At 45.0% G+C, this 14,354-nt stretch carries 14 protein-coding genes; 3 read left to right on the top strand and 11 right to left on the bottom strand.

The window, feature by feature from the left end; translation table 11 throughout:
- Nucleotides 1-272: 272 nt before the first annotated feature.
- Nucleotides 273-1,559, top strand: coding sequence for a glycoside hydrolase family 24 protein (locus tag OSC7112_RS42090; RefSeq protein ID WP_015174593.1), 1,287 nt, complete (start codon nucleotides 273-275; stop codon nucleotides 1,557-1,559).
- A 254-nt stretch (nucleotides 1,560-1,813) separates the two neighbouring features.
- Here OSC7112_RS42090 and OSC7112_RS03435 read toward each other — a convergent pair whose 3' ends face one another.
- The 3 genes from OSC7112_RS03435 to OSC7112_RS03425 all read right to left on the bottom strand — a co-directional run bounded on the left by OSC7112_RS03435 (nucleotide 1,814) and on the right by OSC7112_RS03425 (nucleotide 3,651).
- Nucleotides 1,814-2,206: a hypothetical protein gene (locus OSC7112_RS03435; RefSeq protein ID WP_015174592.1), complete on the bottom strand. Its 393-nt coding sequence runs from the start codon at nucleotides 2,204-2,206 to the stop codon at nucleotides 1,814-1,816.
- Between the two features lie 695 nt (nucleotides 2,207-2,901).
- The gene (locus tag OSC7112_RS03430) at nucleotides 2,902-3,150 is read right to left on the bottom strand and encodes a hypothetical protein (RefSeq protein ID WP_015174590.1); all 249 of its coding nucleotides are present in this window, start codon (nucleotides 3,148-3,150) and stop codon (nucleotides 2,902-2,904) included.
- 156 nt (nucleotides 3,151-3,306) lie between these two features.
- The gene (locus OSC7112_RS03425; protein WP_015174589.1) at nucleotides 3,307-3,651 is read right to left on the bottom strand and encodes a hypothetical protein; all 345 of its coding nucleotides are present in this window, start codon (nucleotides 3,649-3,651) and stop codon (nucleotides 3,307-3,309) included.
- Nucleotides 3,652-3,858: 207 nt separating this feature from the next.
- Here OSC7112_RS03425 and OSC7112_RS03420 point away from each other — a divergent pair, with 207 nt between their 5' ends.
- The gene (locus OSC7112_RS03420; RefSeq protein ID WP_015174588.1) at nucleotides 3,859-5,367 is read left to right on the top strand and encodes an SGNH/GDSL hydrolase family protein; all 1,509 of its coding nucleotides are present in this window, start codon (nucleotides 3,859-3,861) and stop codon (nucleotides 5,365-5,367) included.
- 420 nt (nucleotides 5,368-5,787) lie between these two features.
- Here OSC7112_RS03420 and OSC7112_RS03415 read toward each other — a convergent pair whose 3' ends face one another.
- The 5 genes from OSC7112_RS03415 to OSC7112_RS03395 all read right to left on the bottom strand — a co-directional run bounded on the left by OSC7112_RS03415 (nucleotide 5,788) and on the right by OSC7112_RS03395 (nucleotide 10,543).
- Nucleotides 5,788-6,600 (bottom strand): MlaE family lipid ABC transporter permease subunit, encoded by an 813-nt coding sequence (locus OSC7112_RS03415; protein WP_015174586.1) that lies wholly within the window; start codon nucleotides 6,598-6,600, stop codon nucleotides 5,788-5,790.
- A gap of 225 nt (nucleotides 6,601-6,825) precedes the next feature.
- Nucleotides 6,826-7,860 (bottom strand): patatin-like phospholipase family protein, encoded by a 1,035-nt coding sequence (locus tag OSC7112_RS03410; RefSeq protein WP_015174585.1) that lies wholly within the window; start codon nucleotides 7,858-7,860, stop codon nucleotides 6,826-6,828.
- A 142-nt stretch (nucleotides 7,861-8,002) separates the two neighbouring features.
- Complete coding sequence (mtnB, locus tag OSC7112_RS03405) at nucleotides 8,003-8,638, bottom strand: methylthioribulose 1-phosphate dehydratase (RefSeq protein WP_015174584.1); 636 nt, start codon at nucleotides 8,636-8,638, stop codon at nucleotides 8,003-8,005.
- A 248-nt stretch (nucleotides 8,639-8,886) separates the two neighbouring features.
- Nucleotides 8,887-9,708 (bottom strand): HAD-IB family phosphatase, encoded by an 822-nt coding sequence (locus OSC7112_RS03400; protein WP_317623928.1) that lies wholly within the window; start codon nucleotides 9,706-9,708, stop codon nucleotides 8,887-8,889.
- Nucleotides 9,680-10,543 carry a helix-turn-helix domain-containing protein gene (locus tag OSC7112_RS03395; protein ID WP_015174582.1) on the bottom strand — a complete coding sequence of 288 codons (864 nt, stop codon included), beginning with the start codon at nucleotides 10,541-10,543 and terminating at the stop codon, nucleotides 9,680-9,682. The genes OSC7112_RS03400 and OSC7112_RS03395 overlap by 29 nt, the downstream gene beginning before the upstream one ends.
- A gap of 355 nt (nucleotides 10,544-10,898) precedes the next feature.
- Between OSC7112_RS03395 and OSC7112_RS03390 the strand changes: the two genes are divergently transcribed.
- Complete coding sequence (locus OSC7112_RS03390) at nucleotides 10,899-11,879, top strand: DALR anticodon-binding domain-containing protein (protein ID WP_015174581.1); 981 nt, start codon at nucleotides 10,899-10,901, stop codon at nucleotides 11,877-11,879.
- A gap of 279 nt (nucleotides 11,880-12,158) precedes the next feature.
- On the opposite strand, the gene OSC7112_RS40660 is transcribed toward OSC7112_RS03390, so the two are convergent.
- From OSC7112_RS40660 to OSC7112_RS03375, 3 genes are all read right to left on the bottom strand, one after another.
- The gene (locus OSC7112_RS40660) at nucleotides 12,159-12,314 is read right to left on the bottom strand and encodes a DUF4079 family protein (protein ID WP_317623947.1); all 156 of its coding nucleotides are present in this window, start codon (nucleotides 12,312-12,314) and stop codon (nucleotides 12,159-12,161) included.
- An 85-nt stretch (nucleotides 12,315-12,399) separates the two neighbouring features.
- Complete coding sequence (locus tag OSC7112_RS03380) at nucleotides 12,400-13,560, bottom strand: ATP-binding response regulator (RefSeq protein ID WP_015174580.1); 1,161 nt, start codon at nucleotides 13,558-13,560, stop codon at nucleotides 12,400-12,402.
- Entirely contained in the window at nucleotides 13,557-13,928 is a 372-nt protein-coding gene (locus OSC7112_RS03375) for a response regulator (RefSeq protein ID WP_015174579.1), read from the bottom strand. The genes OSC7112_RS03380 and OSC7112_RS03375 overlap by 4 nt, the downstream gene beginning before the upstream one ends.
- Between the last annotated feature and the right edge of the window lie 426 nt (nucleotides 13,929-14,354).

Below are 14,354 nucleotides of genomic sequence, written 5' to 3'. Positions count from 1 at the left end.
ACACTTTGATTTGGATCTAAGATGTTGCACCATTGTCAAGAACAGGCTTTTCGGCCTGTTCCACAAAAAGTGGATTTTATTGTGGGGTGGGCATCCTGCCCGCCCAAAAAAGCCTTATCCTGCCCGCCCGAAAAAGGCTTATCGAGAATGGTGCAAGATGTGATTTGGGTCAAAGATTTGGGCTGACGCACCCTACACCAATTTTCCGATCGCCAAATCTGGCAAAATCTTAATAGTTTTACGATTCGCCCTTAAAATTTCGTTCTCGCAGCATGAAAACTCTCAAGTGGCCAGCTTGGTTCCCCTATCCGATTTCGTGGTTAAGGGCATTTGCTCTCGCTCAGAGTTTTAGTTTTGTCCTTCGCAGGGGCATTCCTTTTGTCAGCGACGATATCGGCTTTCTGACTCTACTGCTGGCGGCTTGGCTGATTCAGTTGCCTGTGTTTTTTGTTTGTCACTTTTTAGCAGTCAAAATTTTAAATCCCTTACTAATTATGCTGCCGGGGCGCTTTGGCGTTGCGCGCAAGTTCAAGCGCCGGCATACGGGTATTCGATCGCACTTGCGAGAAGGCTTGAATGCTGTTGTAGTGATTTTTTTTGCCTTTAATCTGTCGCTGTTGGTGCAACTTGCGATTTTTTATTGGCCCGCGCGATCGATCGATCCGGCTCAGTTACTAACAGGAATATCTACTCTGACAAATGTTGCCACAGCCAGTGAATTAGATTTCTGGCTGATTAAATTGGCGGGGGTTTTATCGAGTCTAACGCTGTTAGCCGCGCCGCTATATCAATACGATTTTCGGGTGCGCCGGATGCGGGCGGCTCGCAAATTAGCCGAATTTGCGGAAATGGAAATGACTTTGCTGGAAGCTGAGAAATTTAGCCGTCGAAAAAGAGGTTTGCTGAGGCGATCGGAAATTCAAATCCTCGGATTTCTACTTTTAATCGGCGCTGTGATTAGCGGCGGTGTTTTTTTGGTTGCTAATTTGCGGGGAAATCGGCAGTTATCGCAGTCGGCAAGCGAGGTGAGAAAATTGCCACCGCTGGCTATGAAAACCGGAGATCCTTATATTCGGGCGCTGATGCGTACTATTTCTGCTAGCGAGTCGAATGTTGCTCGACCTTATCACGTTGTTTACGGTGGAAAATACGTATTAGATTTGAGCCACCATCCTGACTGGTGCGTGAAAATTGTTAATGGCCCGAATCGCGGTAAGTGTACTACGGCAGCGGGCAGGTATCAATTTCTGACTACAACTTGGAAGGATAAGGCTAAGCGCTATCAGGCGCGTCGTGCTAATTTTTTATTCTGGGAAGATTACAGTTTTGAACCAGAAGATCAGGATGCTGTGGTTTATGCTTGGTTGAGCGATCGCAAGTTTTGGAAAGCTGATATTTCTGAGATGTTGCGGCAGGAAAGATTAACTGAGGTATTGCGGATGCTTTCGGGAACTTGGACGAGTTTGGGATATGGAATTGAGAACAATTCTATGAGTTCTAGTTTGCCGAAAATCTACCGGGAAATGCTGCGGGAAGAATTGGAAAATGCGAGTTCTTAGGGAGTTAAATATTGACTGTTGGCTGTTGACTGTTGACTGTTGATGGTTGACTGTTGCCTGTTAACTGTTAACGAATGTTATTGGTTATTAAGAAGCCAAAGCGATTAAACAATCACCACTAATATCATGTCCGGTTGAATAGGGATCGTACCTTTTTTTTCTTCGACTATGCTCTATACCCTATGCCCTATACCCTATACCCGTATAAGTTTGATAAGTAATTAACCGGACTTGATATAACAAGTAACGAATAACTAATCCTTCAAGTTTGGTAAAAATGCTGTCAAACATTTGTACAATTCTAATCCCGGCCCTGCTGGCAGGGGATAAAGCCTGTCGAAATTAATCGGGTTTCCCGGTGCTAATTTCCACTCAGTTTTCTGTGCTGTTTTTGGGGAAATTTCGATCGCTACCGTGATGTTAATAATGTTGTTGTGCTGGGGGATGCCCCGGAAGCAGTAACTTTTTCCCGTGCGTTTGTCTGAATCGCTGCCGGTGATGTATCTGTCTTGTTTGCGAAATTGGATTTCTCGAAAAGGTCGATCGATCGCAAAGGAGTCTCGGTACCGGTAGTCTCCATCGGGTAAACTTTCGACAGTCGGTCTAATTTGACTTATAACTGTTGCTGGACTAAGAGTTAGCATCATTGATCCGCCTTCCTCCTGTGAAATCGGTGATTTTGCTGCCTGGTGTCTGAGTCGCGGGCGATCGGCACAAACAAACGCGCGCCGTGTAACAAATTAATAAAAGCTGTTAAGCAGTTTAAGTCGATCCCTCGCTATCGTGAATAATTATTTCATGGTTTCATCTCTGTTACCTATCTGAGTAATAATAGAAACATACAGCAAGCCGTGAGAAATTTTACGGGCGCATATTTAGGGATTAATTGACAATACTGCGAGGATACTGCTATGTTTTGCGTGACGCGAGAAACCGGAAATTCCCAACGGCGAGGCTCTTTCACCTCTGCGTCTAAAAGTACCCCTATTCTCCGATCCCGAGTTTACAAAGATGAGGCTCTGGTGTCGGCATCGCTAGCGGGGCTGCCAGCTCTTTTGGCATCCCTCGAAAGCTTTCGCGAGTAGTAGAACTTGGCATTTTCTCTTGCTATATTTGGCGCTTTGAGGTTGGTGATAGCGGCTGCAAACCGAGCAAGGGCTGTTTTGATTGCACCTAAAATTCTCCTCGATTTGAGTATTTTTTTGCTGTGCTGAACTATTGCAGGACTCAGAAACCTGGTTGTTTATACAAAAACATTTTTACAGCCCTTTGTTATGGTATGAAAAATGGTATAAAAACCAGGTTTCTTGGTATCTGTCCGTAAGTCTTGTGTTAACAAAATTTATTTGTCAGTGTCATCGGGTGCGATCGATGCCTCTACCTCTTGGGAGGAACGGCTTAACATAGAGTCGTGCAGGTGTTCGTTGTGCTGCCTTTCTTGAGCCATTAATTCTCTGGCTTTTTCTTCAGCAATTCCCTCCCCAGGTGTTTCTAGCTCGTGGGAGGAACGGTTGAGCATAGATTCGTGCAAGTGTTCGCTGTGCTGCCTTTCTCGTGCAATTAGTTGTCTAGCTTTTTCTTCGGCGTTCATGAGGAGTTTCTCCAATTGCTGGTTAGAACCGATTTTTATATTAAGATGCCACAATTTGAGGGTAAATTTAGCAAAATTAACATAAATTTTTACAAATAATTGTATAAAAAAATGTAGAAAAAAAATTGAGTCTGCTGGCGGTGGTTACTGAGCTAATTATTGCCAGACGCCGGAAAAGATATTCTTGACTGCGATCGCAATTCGATTTAAGTCTTCCTTCAGCAGCGGCGGCCAAGAAACTCCTCTGCGGAGTCCTGCTTCAAATTGCTGCAAACCTTCTACTGACAGTAAATGCAGTGCCGAGATTAATTGTCGATCGAGCATTGGAGATTCTTGCAGCCCTTCAAACAATATTTTTAAAGCTAATAAAATCGATGTCACCTGTCCGGGTACGGGCGGTTGACCTTGTTTGAGACGCATCAGGAAGGCGTCGGGATTTTTCTTGGTTTCCAGGGCGGTTCCTTGGTCGATCAGAAAACTGCGGGCTGTTTTGTAATCCATTTGACGTGCGATCGATCTCCTGCAATTAATTAGCAGGCATTATATCACTTTTTGTCGCGCTCAATTTGGTAATATATTTCCATACAGCCTGCACTACAGCTACTGGTCAGGTGCGCCCAGAAGCACTCTACAGCTAATGATTAGAGACGTAGCATTCATCCCGCAGTCGCCTCGAACGAAGTGAAACGGACAGGAAAAAATAAAACAATGGCAAAACACCCAGGAAATAGCAGAAAATCCAAGATTTATCGCTACTTGTGGCTGATTTTTTTGTGTCTGAGTTTTTTGTTAGTTCCGCTCATCAAAAAAATAGCTGCCGATACGCCATTCCCCCCACCCGCTTCTATTGAAAATAATGCTGCTTTTGGAGCGAGGATTCAAAGGACGATGGGGCTACTTGCGGCTAGCACTCCAACAGACCGCCGCCAAGTGCGTATTCTATTCTACGGTCAATCCATCACTCAGCAAGACTGGTGGAAAGATGTAGTGAAGGATTTGAGACAGCGATTTCCCAATGCAGATTTAATTGTGGAAAATCGGGCAATCGGAGGATTTTCCGCCCCGATTTTAATCCGTCCCAGCGAACACGATTTGTATCCTTTTTATCCAGACTTGCTAATTTTTCACGTCTACGGAGGCGGTGAAGATTACGAAGCCATAATTGCCAATGTCCGCAGCCGCACGGCTAGCGAAATACTCTTGCATTCAGACCACATCGACTGGATGCCGACAGGCAACAGCGACGATCCAAATTCAGTCAGCAGATACGAATGGCACAACACTCATTCTACTAAATGGCTGCCGGAGTTAGCCGATAAATACGGGTGCGAAATCGCCGAAATTCGCGAACCTTGGATGCGGTATTTGAAAGATAATCGCTTGCAGCCCAAACAGCTATTGAGGGATGAAATTCACCTCAATGATTGGGGAAATTTTCTCCTAGCTGCCCTCATAAAACCGCATCTGCGATACAAGCCAAATTCTCCTCAACCGCCGCAGGATTTAGTGAAAACCTATACGGTTGGCAGCGATGTTAAGTGGCAAGATGGCAAGTTGGTTTTAGAATTTGAAGGAAATAGAATAGATGCGATCGCCGATAAAACCTTCAACGGCAAGGCAATTTCTGCTAAAATTGCGATCGACGGCAAAAAACCCTCAGAATTTCCTGAACTTTACAGCATCACCAGACCTAGCCTTAGCCTGGGCGTCCCTTGGCCCGCTATTCTCCAAGTATCCAGCCAAAAACCGCTAATCGTCGAAGATTGGAAAGCCGTAATTACTGAGATTAACAGCGACGCCAGCAAGTTTAAATTTGACGTTGTAGGTTCTAAAACAGGTTACGACGGCAGCGGTACAAACGGCGAAATGTTTGTCTCCAACTCGGGCCGCATCGTGATTGAACCGAGAAACTGGTGGCTGAAAAATGCCTATGAATACTCTAAAAAACCGACGCCTAAAGGCTTTGAAATTTCCTGGCAGGTGAGGCCGATGTTTGTTGATTTATACGTTCCTCCACAAATTGCAGATTCAAGCCGCGAGTATTCTACAACATTAGCTCAGAATTTGAGCAACTCCAAACACATCCTCGAAATCGTCCCCGAAACAGATGGGAAAGTTCCAATTCAAGCAATTCGAGTGTATCGCCCTCCTTTCTCCAATCTAGCATCTAAAGTTGAGATTTTTCAACCGCAGATATCAGCGGATGAACGCGGATGAACGCTGATGCAATTTTATCAGCCTTTATTTGCGTTCATCTGCGGTTTAAAAAATCTTCATATTATTTTATAGCAATCCTGGTAGCAATCGGGTTGATGATTGTTCAAACCCTTAATATTTAAGCATCTTGAACGAAAGCATCCAGGATACAAGCCCCCAGATTCATTCCTTCGCAGACTCAGGACGGAGAAATAAAAAACCTGTATCCCAATACGCTTGGGTTAGCGCTTTCAGACGAATTTCATTTCACGCATTTATGAGAGTTCCCGACTTGTGAAAGGAAATCAGATTATTCTTATCTGAACCGTATTGACGTGTATCCGATGAAACTTGCCCCCCGACTTTATCCCTGGAGTCAATTCTAAAATCTAAAATCTAAAATCTAAAATCGATTGACTCCTACTAAAATCGCCAAGATTATCAACTTCTCGGAATCCCCAACTCGTGAAACATCAACAGCGATAAAAACAAATCTGCCACAAAAATCAACACCCAAGAAGTTACCACCGCCGCCGTTGCAGCTTTGCCTACTCCTTTCCCTCCGCCCACCGTCGTCAATCCCCAACCGCAACCGACAAGGGCAATTATCAACCCAAAAATAAAACTTTTAATCACCACAGTTACTAAATCCCCAGGCCCCAAAAAAGTCCGCACCGATTCCAAAAATACCGACGGTTCCAAATTATAAAAATTAACCGCCACAAACAGCCCGCCCAAAATCCCCACGGCTACCGAAAAAATTGTTAAAATTGGCAGCATGATGCAGCAAGCTATCACCCTCGGCACTACTAAATAATCAACCGGATTTGTTCTTAACATATACAGGGCGTCTATTTGTTCCGTCACCTGCATTTCTCCTATCTCCGCCGCAAAGGCCGAACCGACTTGTCCCGCCACCACGCCCGCCGTTAAAAGTGGTGCTAATTCGCCGCAAAATGCCACAGCAAAAGGACCTCCCACCGCCCCAACCGCCCCAAAGCGAACCAATTCTCTGGCTGATTGAAAGGTAAAAATCATGCCGCCAAAAAAGGCTATTAGCAACACGGATCGCAAAGAATCCAGGCCTACTGTTACTAAATGTTCCATGATTTTGCGGTGGTCAATTTTGCCTTGGAGTATGCGTAACAGCACTTGGCCGCCCAGGAACAACGTCACAAAAAACCGCTGAAACCACCTGTTATTGAAGGTTTCATCTAAATGTCGATCGTGCTTTTCTTGGTATTTCTTAACCAAAGACTCAGGACTCGGGATTTATTGCAAACAGGGCCAAGCACTCCCACATAGAGATTTTCGGCAATCCTACAGCAATTATTGCACGATTTGTCAACATATATTTTCACTCTGCCTGCCCTGCGGTTGGTGCGCTATACCATTTTAGATTTTAGATTGGGACTAATTAATTCTGTGGTAATCATCACTCATTTCCAAATCTAAAATCTCAAATCTCAAACCCTAGGACTACTCCGCAAGTAACAAGTCAATAAACTTATCCAATTCTTCATTATTCTTTTCGGCTTGATCCTTGCCAATTCTCAGCAGTTCCGATATCTTCTCTTCCGAGGCATCATCAATCGGCAGCGGTTGTTCGTGGCTCAAATCGGGAGTAATTCTCAAATATTGATTCGGTCTTTCAACCGCATCATAAATTTGGATTAGTTGATAATTTACAGTTTCCGCAACTCCCGTCATCATGATATTAATCAAAGGCTCAACCCACTCAATTTGACCCCAATTTTTTACTTTTTCGTAGGGGTATTTTTTCTGAGCTTCTCCGGTTCCCAAGGATAAAATTACCATATCTTTGGCTGTCGGGCCTTTGTCGGGGCGATCGTCAGGAATTATGAATTTATTTCTAACTTCTGCATAGGCACAAAGTGCGGGATTGTTTGCGAATACTCCCCCGTCAATTAAAGCGTAGCATTCATTGCTAAAAGAGTAGATTTTACAAACCTCAAAATATGAGGGAGCTGCCGATGTTGCTCTGGCGATATCTCTAATAAAATAGTCTTCTGCTGGACATTTTTTAGCATCTATTTGATCGAAGAAGTGAGCTTTTCTCCTTTCGATGTCGTAACTGGAAATTAAACAAGGTTTTAGCAGTTCGCTGAGTTTGCAATCTCTAAAATTTTCCCAAAATAATTTTTCTAAGGGCTCGCTGGGATATTTCTCATCTCTCAAACCATCTAGAGATCTGACTTTTTGCCAAAATGAAGTCTGAAAAACGTCGCGGCCGCTCTTAATCGAAAAATTAACCGCGTCTTGGGCTGCCCACTGAGGTCTGCTGGGATTTTCGGCATCTGGACACAGATAGATGCAAGTTAAAATTCCTCCCGCACTCGTGCCGGCGATTAAATCAAAATAGTCAGCTATTCTCGCATCTGGGTTGCCACTTTTTTGTTGCAGCTTTGACTCAACGCTAACTAAAATTTGCGCGGGAATAATTCCTCTAATTCCGCCTCCATCTATGGATAAAATTCTAGTATATTTAGCCATAACTGTTGCCTCTTCTGAATGTTTGCTCGTTTCCTACAGTCCGGGATACAACAAGGGGTTTGAGAGGCTAATCATAGCGGTAATAGCGGTAAGGTGCTGAGGACGCACCCTACATAATTCCGAATTCATGCACCGCTCAATCTCAAATCCCAAATCTTAAATCTAAATTTAATTGGCGGGCTGCGATAGTATAGCGAAAAATGTATTCTACAATTTCTACGTAATTGTAGGCGGCGGCTGGCGAATCTGCCCAGACTGTGATGCCGTGATCGCGAATTAACAAAGCGGGTACAGAGGGCGCACAAATGGCAAAGAATTCGCAAATTTCCTTGGCTATCTTAGGGACTTCTAAATAATTTGTAAAGAGGGGTATCGACACTTGCGGGTTTTCCTCCCACACCCCCAAACCTTTCAGCATTTCGATCGCGGGTAAAGGCACTGCATCTCCTGCTGTTAGCCGAGAAACTAAATTTGCCTCGATGGAGTGGACGTGATAGCAAGCTTTAGCGTCTGGAAAACAATTGTAAACGGCTAAATGAATGCTGGTTTCGGCCGAAGGGCGGCTGTCGGGAACAGGTTGCTCGACAATTGCGCCGTCTGAGTTCATTCTGATAAAATCTGCTTCAGTTAACTGCCCTTTCGCGCGGCCGCTAGCAGTAATCCAAAAACTGCCATCTGCTAAGCGGGCTGAAAGATTGCCAGCAGTCCCAACCATCCAACCGCGATCGTAAAAATGTTTGGCTGCTGCAATTAAATCCGATCTCAAATCGCCACTCATTCTTTACAAATCCTCAGTTTTTAATCTACTTTTTACTTGAATAGGAATTGCGCTGGCATATCTAAACGTCGGCTAATCCGTGCAAAGCTTATATCAAATCCGGTAGCATCGGACTTATATGCACGGGGGCGGGTTTATTATATTGTCTGTTATGGGCAATTATTGTTGGTGAACCCGCCCCTACAAAATTTAACATCATACAATACCGATGCAAACGGAATTTATATTACCTGAGAAAGGCGATAGTTTCACTTCCATTTCTGGGACAAACTTTCCAAAATGTCAAAAAAATTATCCCATTTAATATAAGGCTTTTGCTGTTCGTCTAGATACTCGGCAAGCCGATCGCGCGCAAACACCGACGAAGCCTGCAAAGCCATATTAAAATCAGTCAGCGAATCTCCGATCGCCACCTGTTCCTCGGCCGGGTGCTGGCCCATGACCCGCACCTTAGACACCAATTCCTCATCTCCTTCAAACTCAGAATTGACTTGCAAGCGAGGGCCGCTAGCGTCCACATCCACAGCGTAAATAACGCTCGCCCGGTGTACCAAATCGCCCATAACCGTCTCTACCATGACCCGAAGACCGCCGGAAACGATCGCAAAATCCACCTTTTGCTCGTCCAAAAAATCCAGCAATTCCAACAATCCCGGCCGCATCAGCTTGCCCCTAGAAAATTCCACAATTTCCCCGTAACGTTCCGAGGGAATAGACTCTAGTAAGTGCCGCACTCCCGATCGCAAACTCAGCCTTCTAGCGTATATTTCAGGCATCAGTTGAGAAGACAGTTCCGGTGCGAAATGCTTGAGCATTGCCACAAAAGTTTCTTCAACTGTTATCGTGCCGTCAAAGTCGCAGAACACCACCCGTTGCCGATTGTTCGGGATTGAAGATTTTTGCTTGTCATCGGTCATTGTCAGTCGCACCTTTCGAGAACGGGCAAAGTTTACACAATTCATCGTACACTGTCGAGCGATCGAACGCGACTGCCCAAAACTAATAGTGACGCGCTGTTGGTTGGCAATTCCCCGCAGGATTTTATGCAGATTCTTCGAGAGAATCTTCATCTTCCAGGGAATCTTCCAGTTCATCTTCCAGGGAATCTTCGAGAGAATCTTCGAGAGAATCTTCGAGGGAATCTTCCAAGGAATCTTCCAGGGAATCATCTACCTCCTGCTTTTGGTTTTTTGTCTTTTGGGGGTTAGACTTAGCCGGCAAACAGATTAAATTATCATCCTCAGTATTAATCAAACCTTTCGATCGCAACTTACCCATCAGCCGCGTCACCGTCACCCGCGTTGAGCCAATTGCGCTGCCAATTTGAGCGTGAGTCAAGGCCCAAGGCAGCCGGTAGCCCCGAACCACATCCGGTTCGCCGTCACCTACGTAAGGTTCGCCGAACTCTTCGATCAACAAAGTCAGAAACCCCAACAGTCGGTCTATAGTCCGGCGCTGTCCCAAAGTGCTCAGCCAAAGAAGTTTCCGCTGGTGCTGGTAGCGAAACGCATCCAAAATTTCCCTACGAAAGTGAGGCCAGTTATCCAAGTCGTGCCAGTACATCCACACTACGTGAGTTTGATCGGCATGAGCGTAAGCTTGAAGAGTAAACGGAGACTGAGCAACCAGTTCAAAGGGTTGACCGGCGCCGACGAAGCCCAAAAAAGCTTCTTCTGTAGTTTTGTCAGCGGATTTTGACTTTGCCGCCGCAGCGCTAACTTGAGCGCTGCCTACGAGCCGCACAGAACCTTTCTGAACTAAATACAGCAGTCCGGGTCTTGCGGGAATCCGCTCGTCTTTGCTAAAAGTCCGGCAGCGGTAGTGTTCCTGGGCCCAGTCGATAATTCGCTGCCAAGTGATAAAAGGTCGATCGATAGTCTCTACAGGTGTGGAAGTTGATTGCATAAGTGAGGCTCTGGGATATATTTAAGAGTGAGAGAAACAGCTTTTGCCAGCAGTGCGATACAAAGTGAGACAACCAACCCCCGATCGAGCTTGCACGCTTCTTAACTGTGCTGACTTTTGTTAGTTTTACCGAAAAATTCAATGTAGCAAAAAATACATCAAAATGGTAGAGTTCTGCAAAAAATTTGTCGTAAATTATTGTATAGTTAGCAAACAAATCGCTAGAAAGCACATTAATTCGATCTAGCCCCGCTCGGAGGAGCCGATCGACTATCTCTGATATCAGCAGTTTAACGTACAAGAACAGTGCAAGTGGTAACAGCGGATCGTTGTTCTTACGGTAGGATGAGCCGATATGGATACAGCAAATATCTGGCAGTGCCCGGAAGTTACAGTGAAGTGTTTCTTGCTTTCAAGGTTCCAAAGGGCGATCGACCAGCAAGAGACACTAGGGGAAATTCCGTTCAATCTCATAGGTGGCACCATTCTCAAGAACGGGCAAGATGCCCGTGAAGCGAGAGATGAATTTGATTGTGGAACAGGCATCTTGCCTGTTCCTAAACAAGTAATTGAGAATGGTGCAATATTTCCCTTAAATCGGAGTAAAGATAGCGCGCGGGTGGTGTACGTGTCTGCGATCGCCCTGAAATTGGCTAAAACTTGGCAGCAGACACCGCAGACAATCGGCACCGAGTTGGCCGAAACTCTCAAACCGCTGTGCTACCCAGATTTCGCCGTTAAAGTAGCGCCGGAGGGAATTATCGAGATGGAGTTGACTGATGCAGGTTTAGCCGTCTGGTTGCAGCGTTTAGCTCAAACGAACCTCCCAGTTTCAGAATCTAGAATATTATCTTCTGCTGTATGTGCCGATCGACTGTTTCCCATTCAGTACAGCCACGCACGCTGCTGTTCCCTGCTGCGAATGGCCCACCGCGATCGAATAATTGCGATCGCCCAGCCCGATGTCGCTACAGCCCCGCAAATTTGGTTCCTGGCGAGTCCAAATCCTATCCCTTGGATTGACGAGGGCGATCGACTGCGGTTAGTGCATCCAGCCGAACGCCGTTTAATATCCCAACTCTTAACAGTGCTAGACAATTTATATCCTACTTTTGAGGTAAACAAGCGCGAAAAACCTGTCAATTATTTCAAATTAGCCAATAGTTTGAGCGAAGCATTTCAGATTTTTTACAGCCAGTGCCGAATTTGGGGAGAAGTTAAAATAGAACAGCCAAAACTCGCCCAAGCTCGATTAGGTTTAATATTAGCCACTCAATCTTTGCTGCGATTTATCCTAGAAAACTTGTTTAATGCTATTGCTCCTTTAGAACTTTGAATTAGTCAGTATAAACAAGTAATAACGAACATAAAATACTTTATCTTACTGTATTTTAGCCCTAGTTTCGGACAAGTTTTATTGTTGAAATCGCAGTCATAAATAAGTTATTTTTGCCAGCTTAAAGGAATTTCCCACAAATTGCGAAAACCCGTTATATTATGTCCGGTCGATTCCCTCCGCTTCGCTTCGCCCAAAATCAGGTAGGGGCGGGTAAACCTGCCAAGATCTGCCAACAATCTCCAATCTCAAAAACCCGCCCCGGCCGGGATATTATGGTCAATCGATCGGACATGATATTACTCTTTGGCAGAGAAATACCAGCAGCGCGATGCAGTTTAAAACAGTGTGAATTTTCTGCCAGCGGTGCGATCGATCGTGATAAATTTCCGCTGCAATTGCCCACGAAAAAACCATCAAAAGCGTCCCATCGATGCCTTAATAAAAATGAGAAACCAGCGATTTATCATCCCTGCGAAAAATCCCGTCTTGAAATCCCAATATAATGCCGGCATCTAGTTTAAGGCGTTGCAGGCGAGATTTGCTTTTTTCTAGGTTGGGCGATCGGCAGCGTTACTGTAAATGTACTGCCGACGCCTTCTTCACTGGTCAAAGTAATTTCGCCACCGTGCAAGTCCACGCATTTTTTTACAATGCTCAGCCCCAGTCCAGTACCGGGAATTCGACCGACATTTTTAGCCCGGTAAAATGAATCGAACAACCGTTCTTGGTCGGCGATAGGTATACCAATTCCTGCATCCTGGAATGAAAAAATTGCGTCGGTTTCAGTAACTTTTAACTCAAAGATGACTTCGGTATTTGGGGGAGAATACTTAATAGCATTGGACAGCAAGTTTCCCAGAATCCGCCGGAGCAAGCTTACCTCCAAAGACGCCATCGCCAATGGACTGTGATTCACAAAAATCAGCGTCACCCGCTCATTTTCAGGTTTCAACTTCAGGCTGCTCTGAAATTCCGCGACCAACTCATTACACAACTTTGCTAAGTCTATCGGTAGCAAGGAAAAGCCTGTTGTTCCTGACTCAAAACGCTCCAGCAGCAGAACATCATCTAATAACAAATCTATGCCTTTTGCCGCTGCTTGAGTTTTGTCTAGAAGTTCTTGTGTTTTCTCCTCTGTTAATGTCAACTTGTACTTGCTAAGAAGTTGTGTAGTGCCAATAATGAAATTCAAAGGATTGCGAACGTCGTGGGCAATCATGTACAGCAAAGATGTTTTCATCTCGTTGAGTTCTTGGGCTGTTTGCAGAGTGCGATCGAGTTGGTCGTGAGACAATTTGAGAGTTAAAGACAACTGGCGCGATCGCAGCAAAATCTCCACCCGCGCTTGCAATTCAATCTTCTCGATCGGAGCGACAATCAAATCGTCAATACTTTGCCAAATAAATTGCGTTGCCATCCCTACATCCGAGCGGGATGTAATCAAAAGAAAAGGCAAGCATACCGGGTGTTCTGCATCTTTTTGGGCGGCCACCCATTCCCAGTGGCGTTTCAGGGCAAGAGCGTCAATTATCCCCAGGTCAAAAGATTGATTAAACGGTAAAAAATCCTCACTATTTTCTGTTGAGTTTGGCAGCAATACCTCATAGTAAACAGCTAGCCATTCTAATAACAGGCGGCGATTTTCTTTCTGCTCGACAAGCAATAAAATTTGACTCACGCAGGTTCTCCTAGCAAGCTGTGCACAATACCCAGCAAATCTCTAACGATCAAAGGTTTTACCAACATATTCCGAGCACCGTGGCAGAGGCTTTCGTGCTGAATGGCAGCGCTTTGTTTGGGCGAGAGTATCAGAAAAGGGATTTGGTGATTTCGCAGTTGTTCGCAGCACTCCCAAATCCGGCGGTCGAAACCAGAAATATCTACTAAAGCCATCCCGATTCTAGCAGGCTGACTGATAGCTTGTGCAACATCTTCCAAGTTATAAGCGGCGATCATCTGGTATCCTTCTTTGTTGAGAAATTGTGCTAGGAGTTCCAAGTTTCGCTGATTGCGGTCTACGGCTAAAATTATGGAGTTGCCAGTCATTTATCAGCTTCCTTTAAATACGGGTTATACGATTTTAGATTTTAGATTTTAGATTTTAGAATGGGGAGTGATTGATTGTATATGATGGGTTGGGAGGCTACCTAAAGTGGGATTCTTTTTTGAGCTGGTATTAGTTTACTTTTCGGCGATAGATTACATTGGTTTTCAGTTGAGTGAAGTAGAGATGCTGGGGTAAAGGACACGGCAGCGTGCCCTTTACCCCTACTGTATTTCATAGAATTGAAAACTACACTACGATAAAAGTCGAAAAATACACAAATTTACCAATATATTTAAGTTTTCCAGGACTTAGGCTAGTAGTAAGGTGCGCGGTGCGCCCCCTACAGCTAGCGATGAGGTGCGCGGTGCGCCCCCTACTCATTAGTAGATTCACGACTGCACGCATTAGCTGCAATTGCCCAAAAA

It is taken from the genome of Oscillatoria nigro-viridis PCC 7112 (assembly GCF_000317475.1).
GTDB classification, from domain to species: domain Bacteria; phylum Cyanobacteriota; class Cyanobacteriia; order Cyanobacteriales; family Microcoleaceae; genus Microcoleus; species Microcoleus nigroviridis.
Note: the sequence above shows the minus strand (reverse complement) of the source record. Positions and strands in the feature narration are given on the sequence as shown.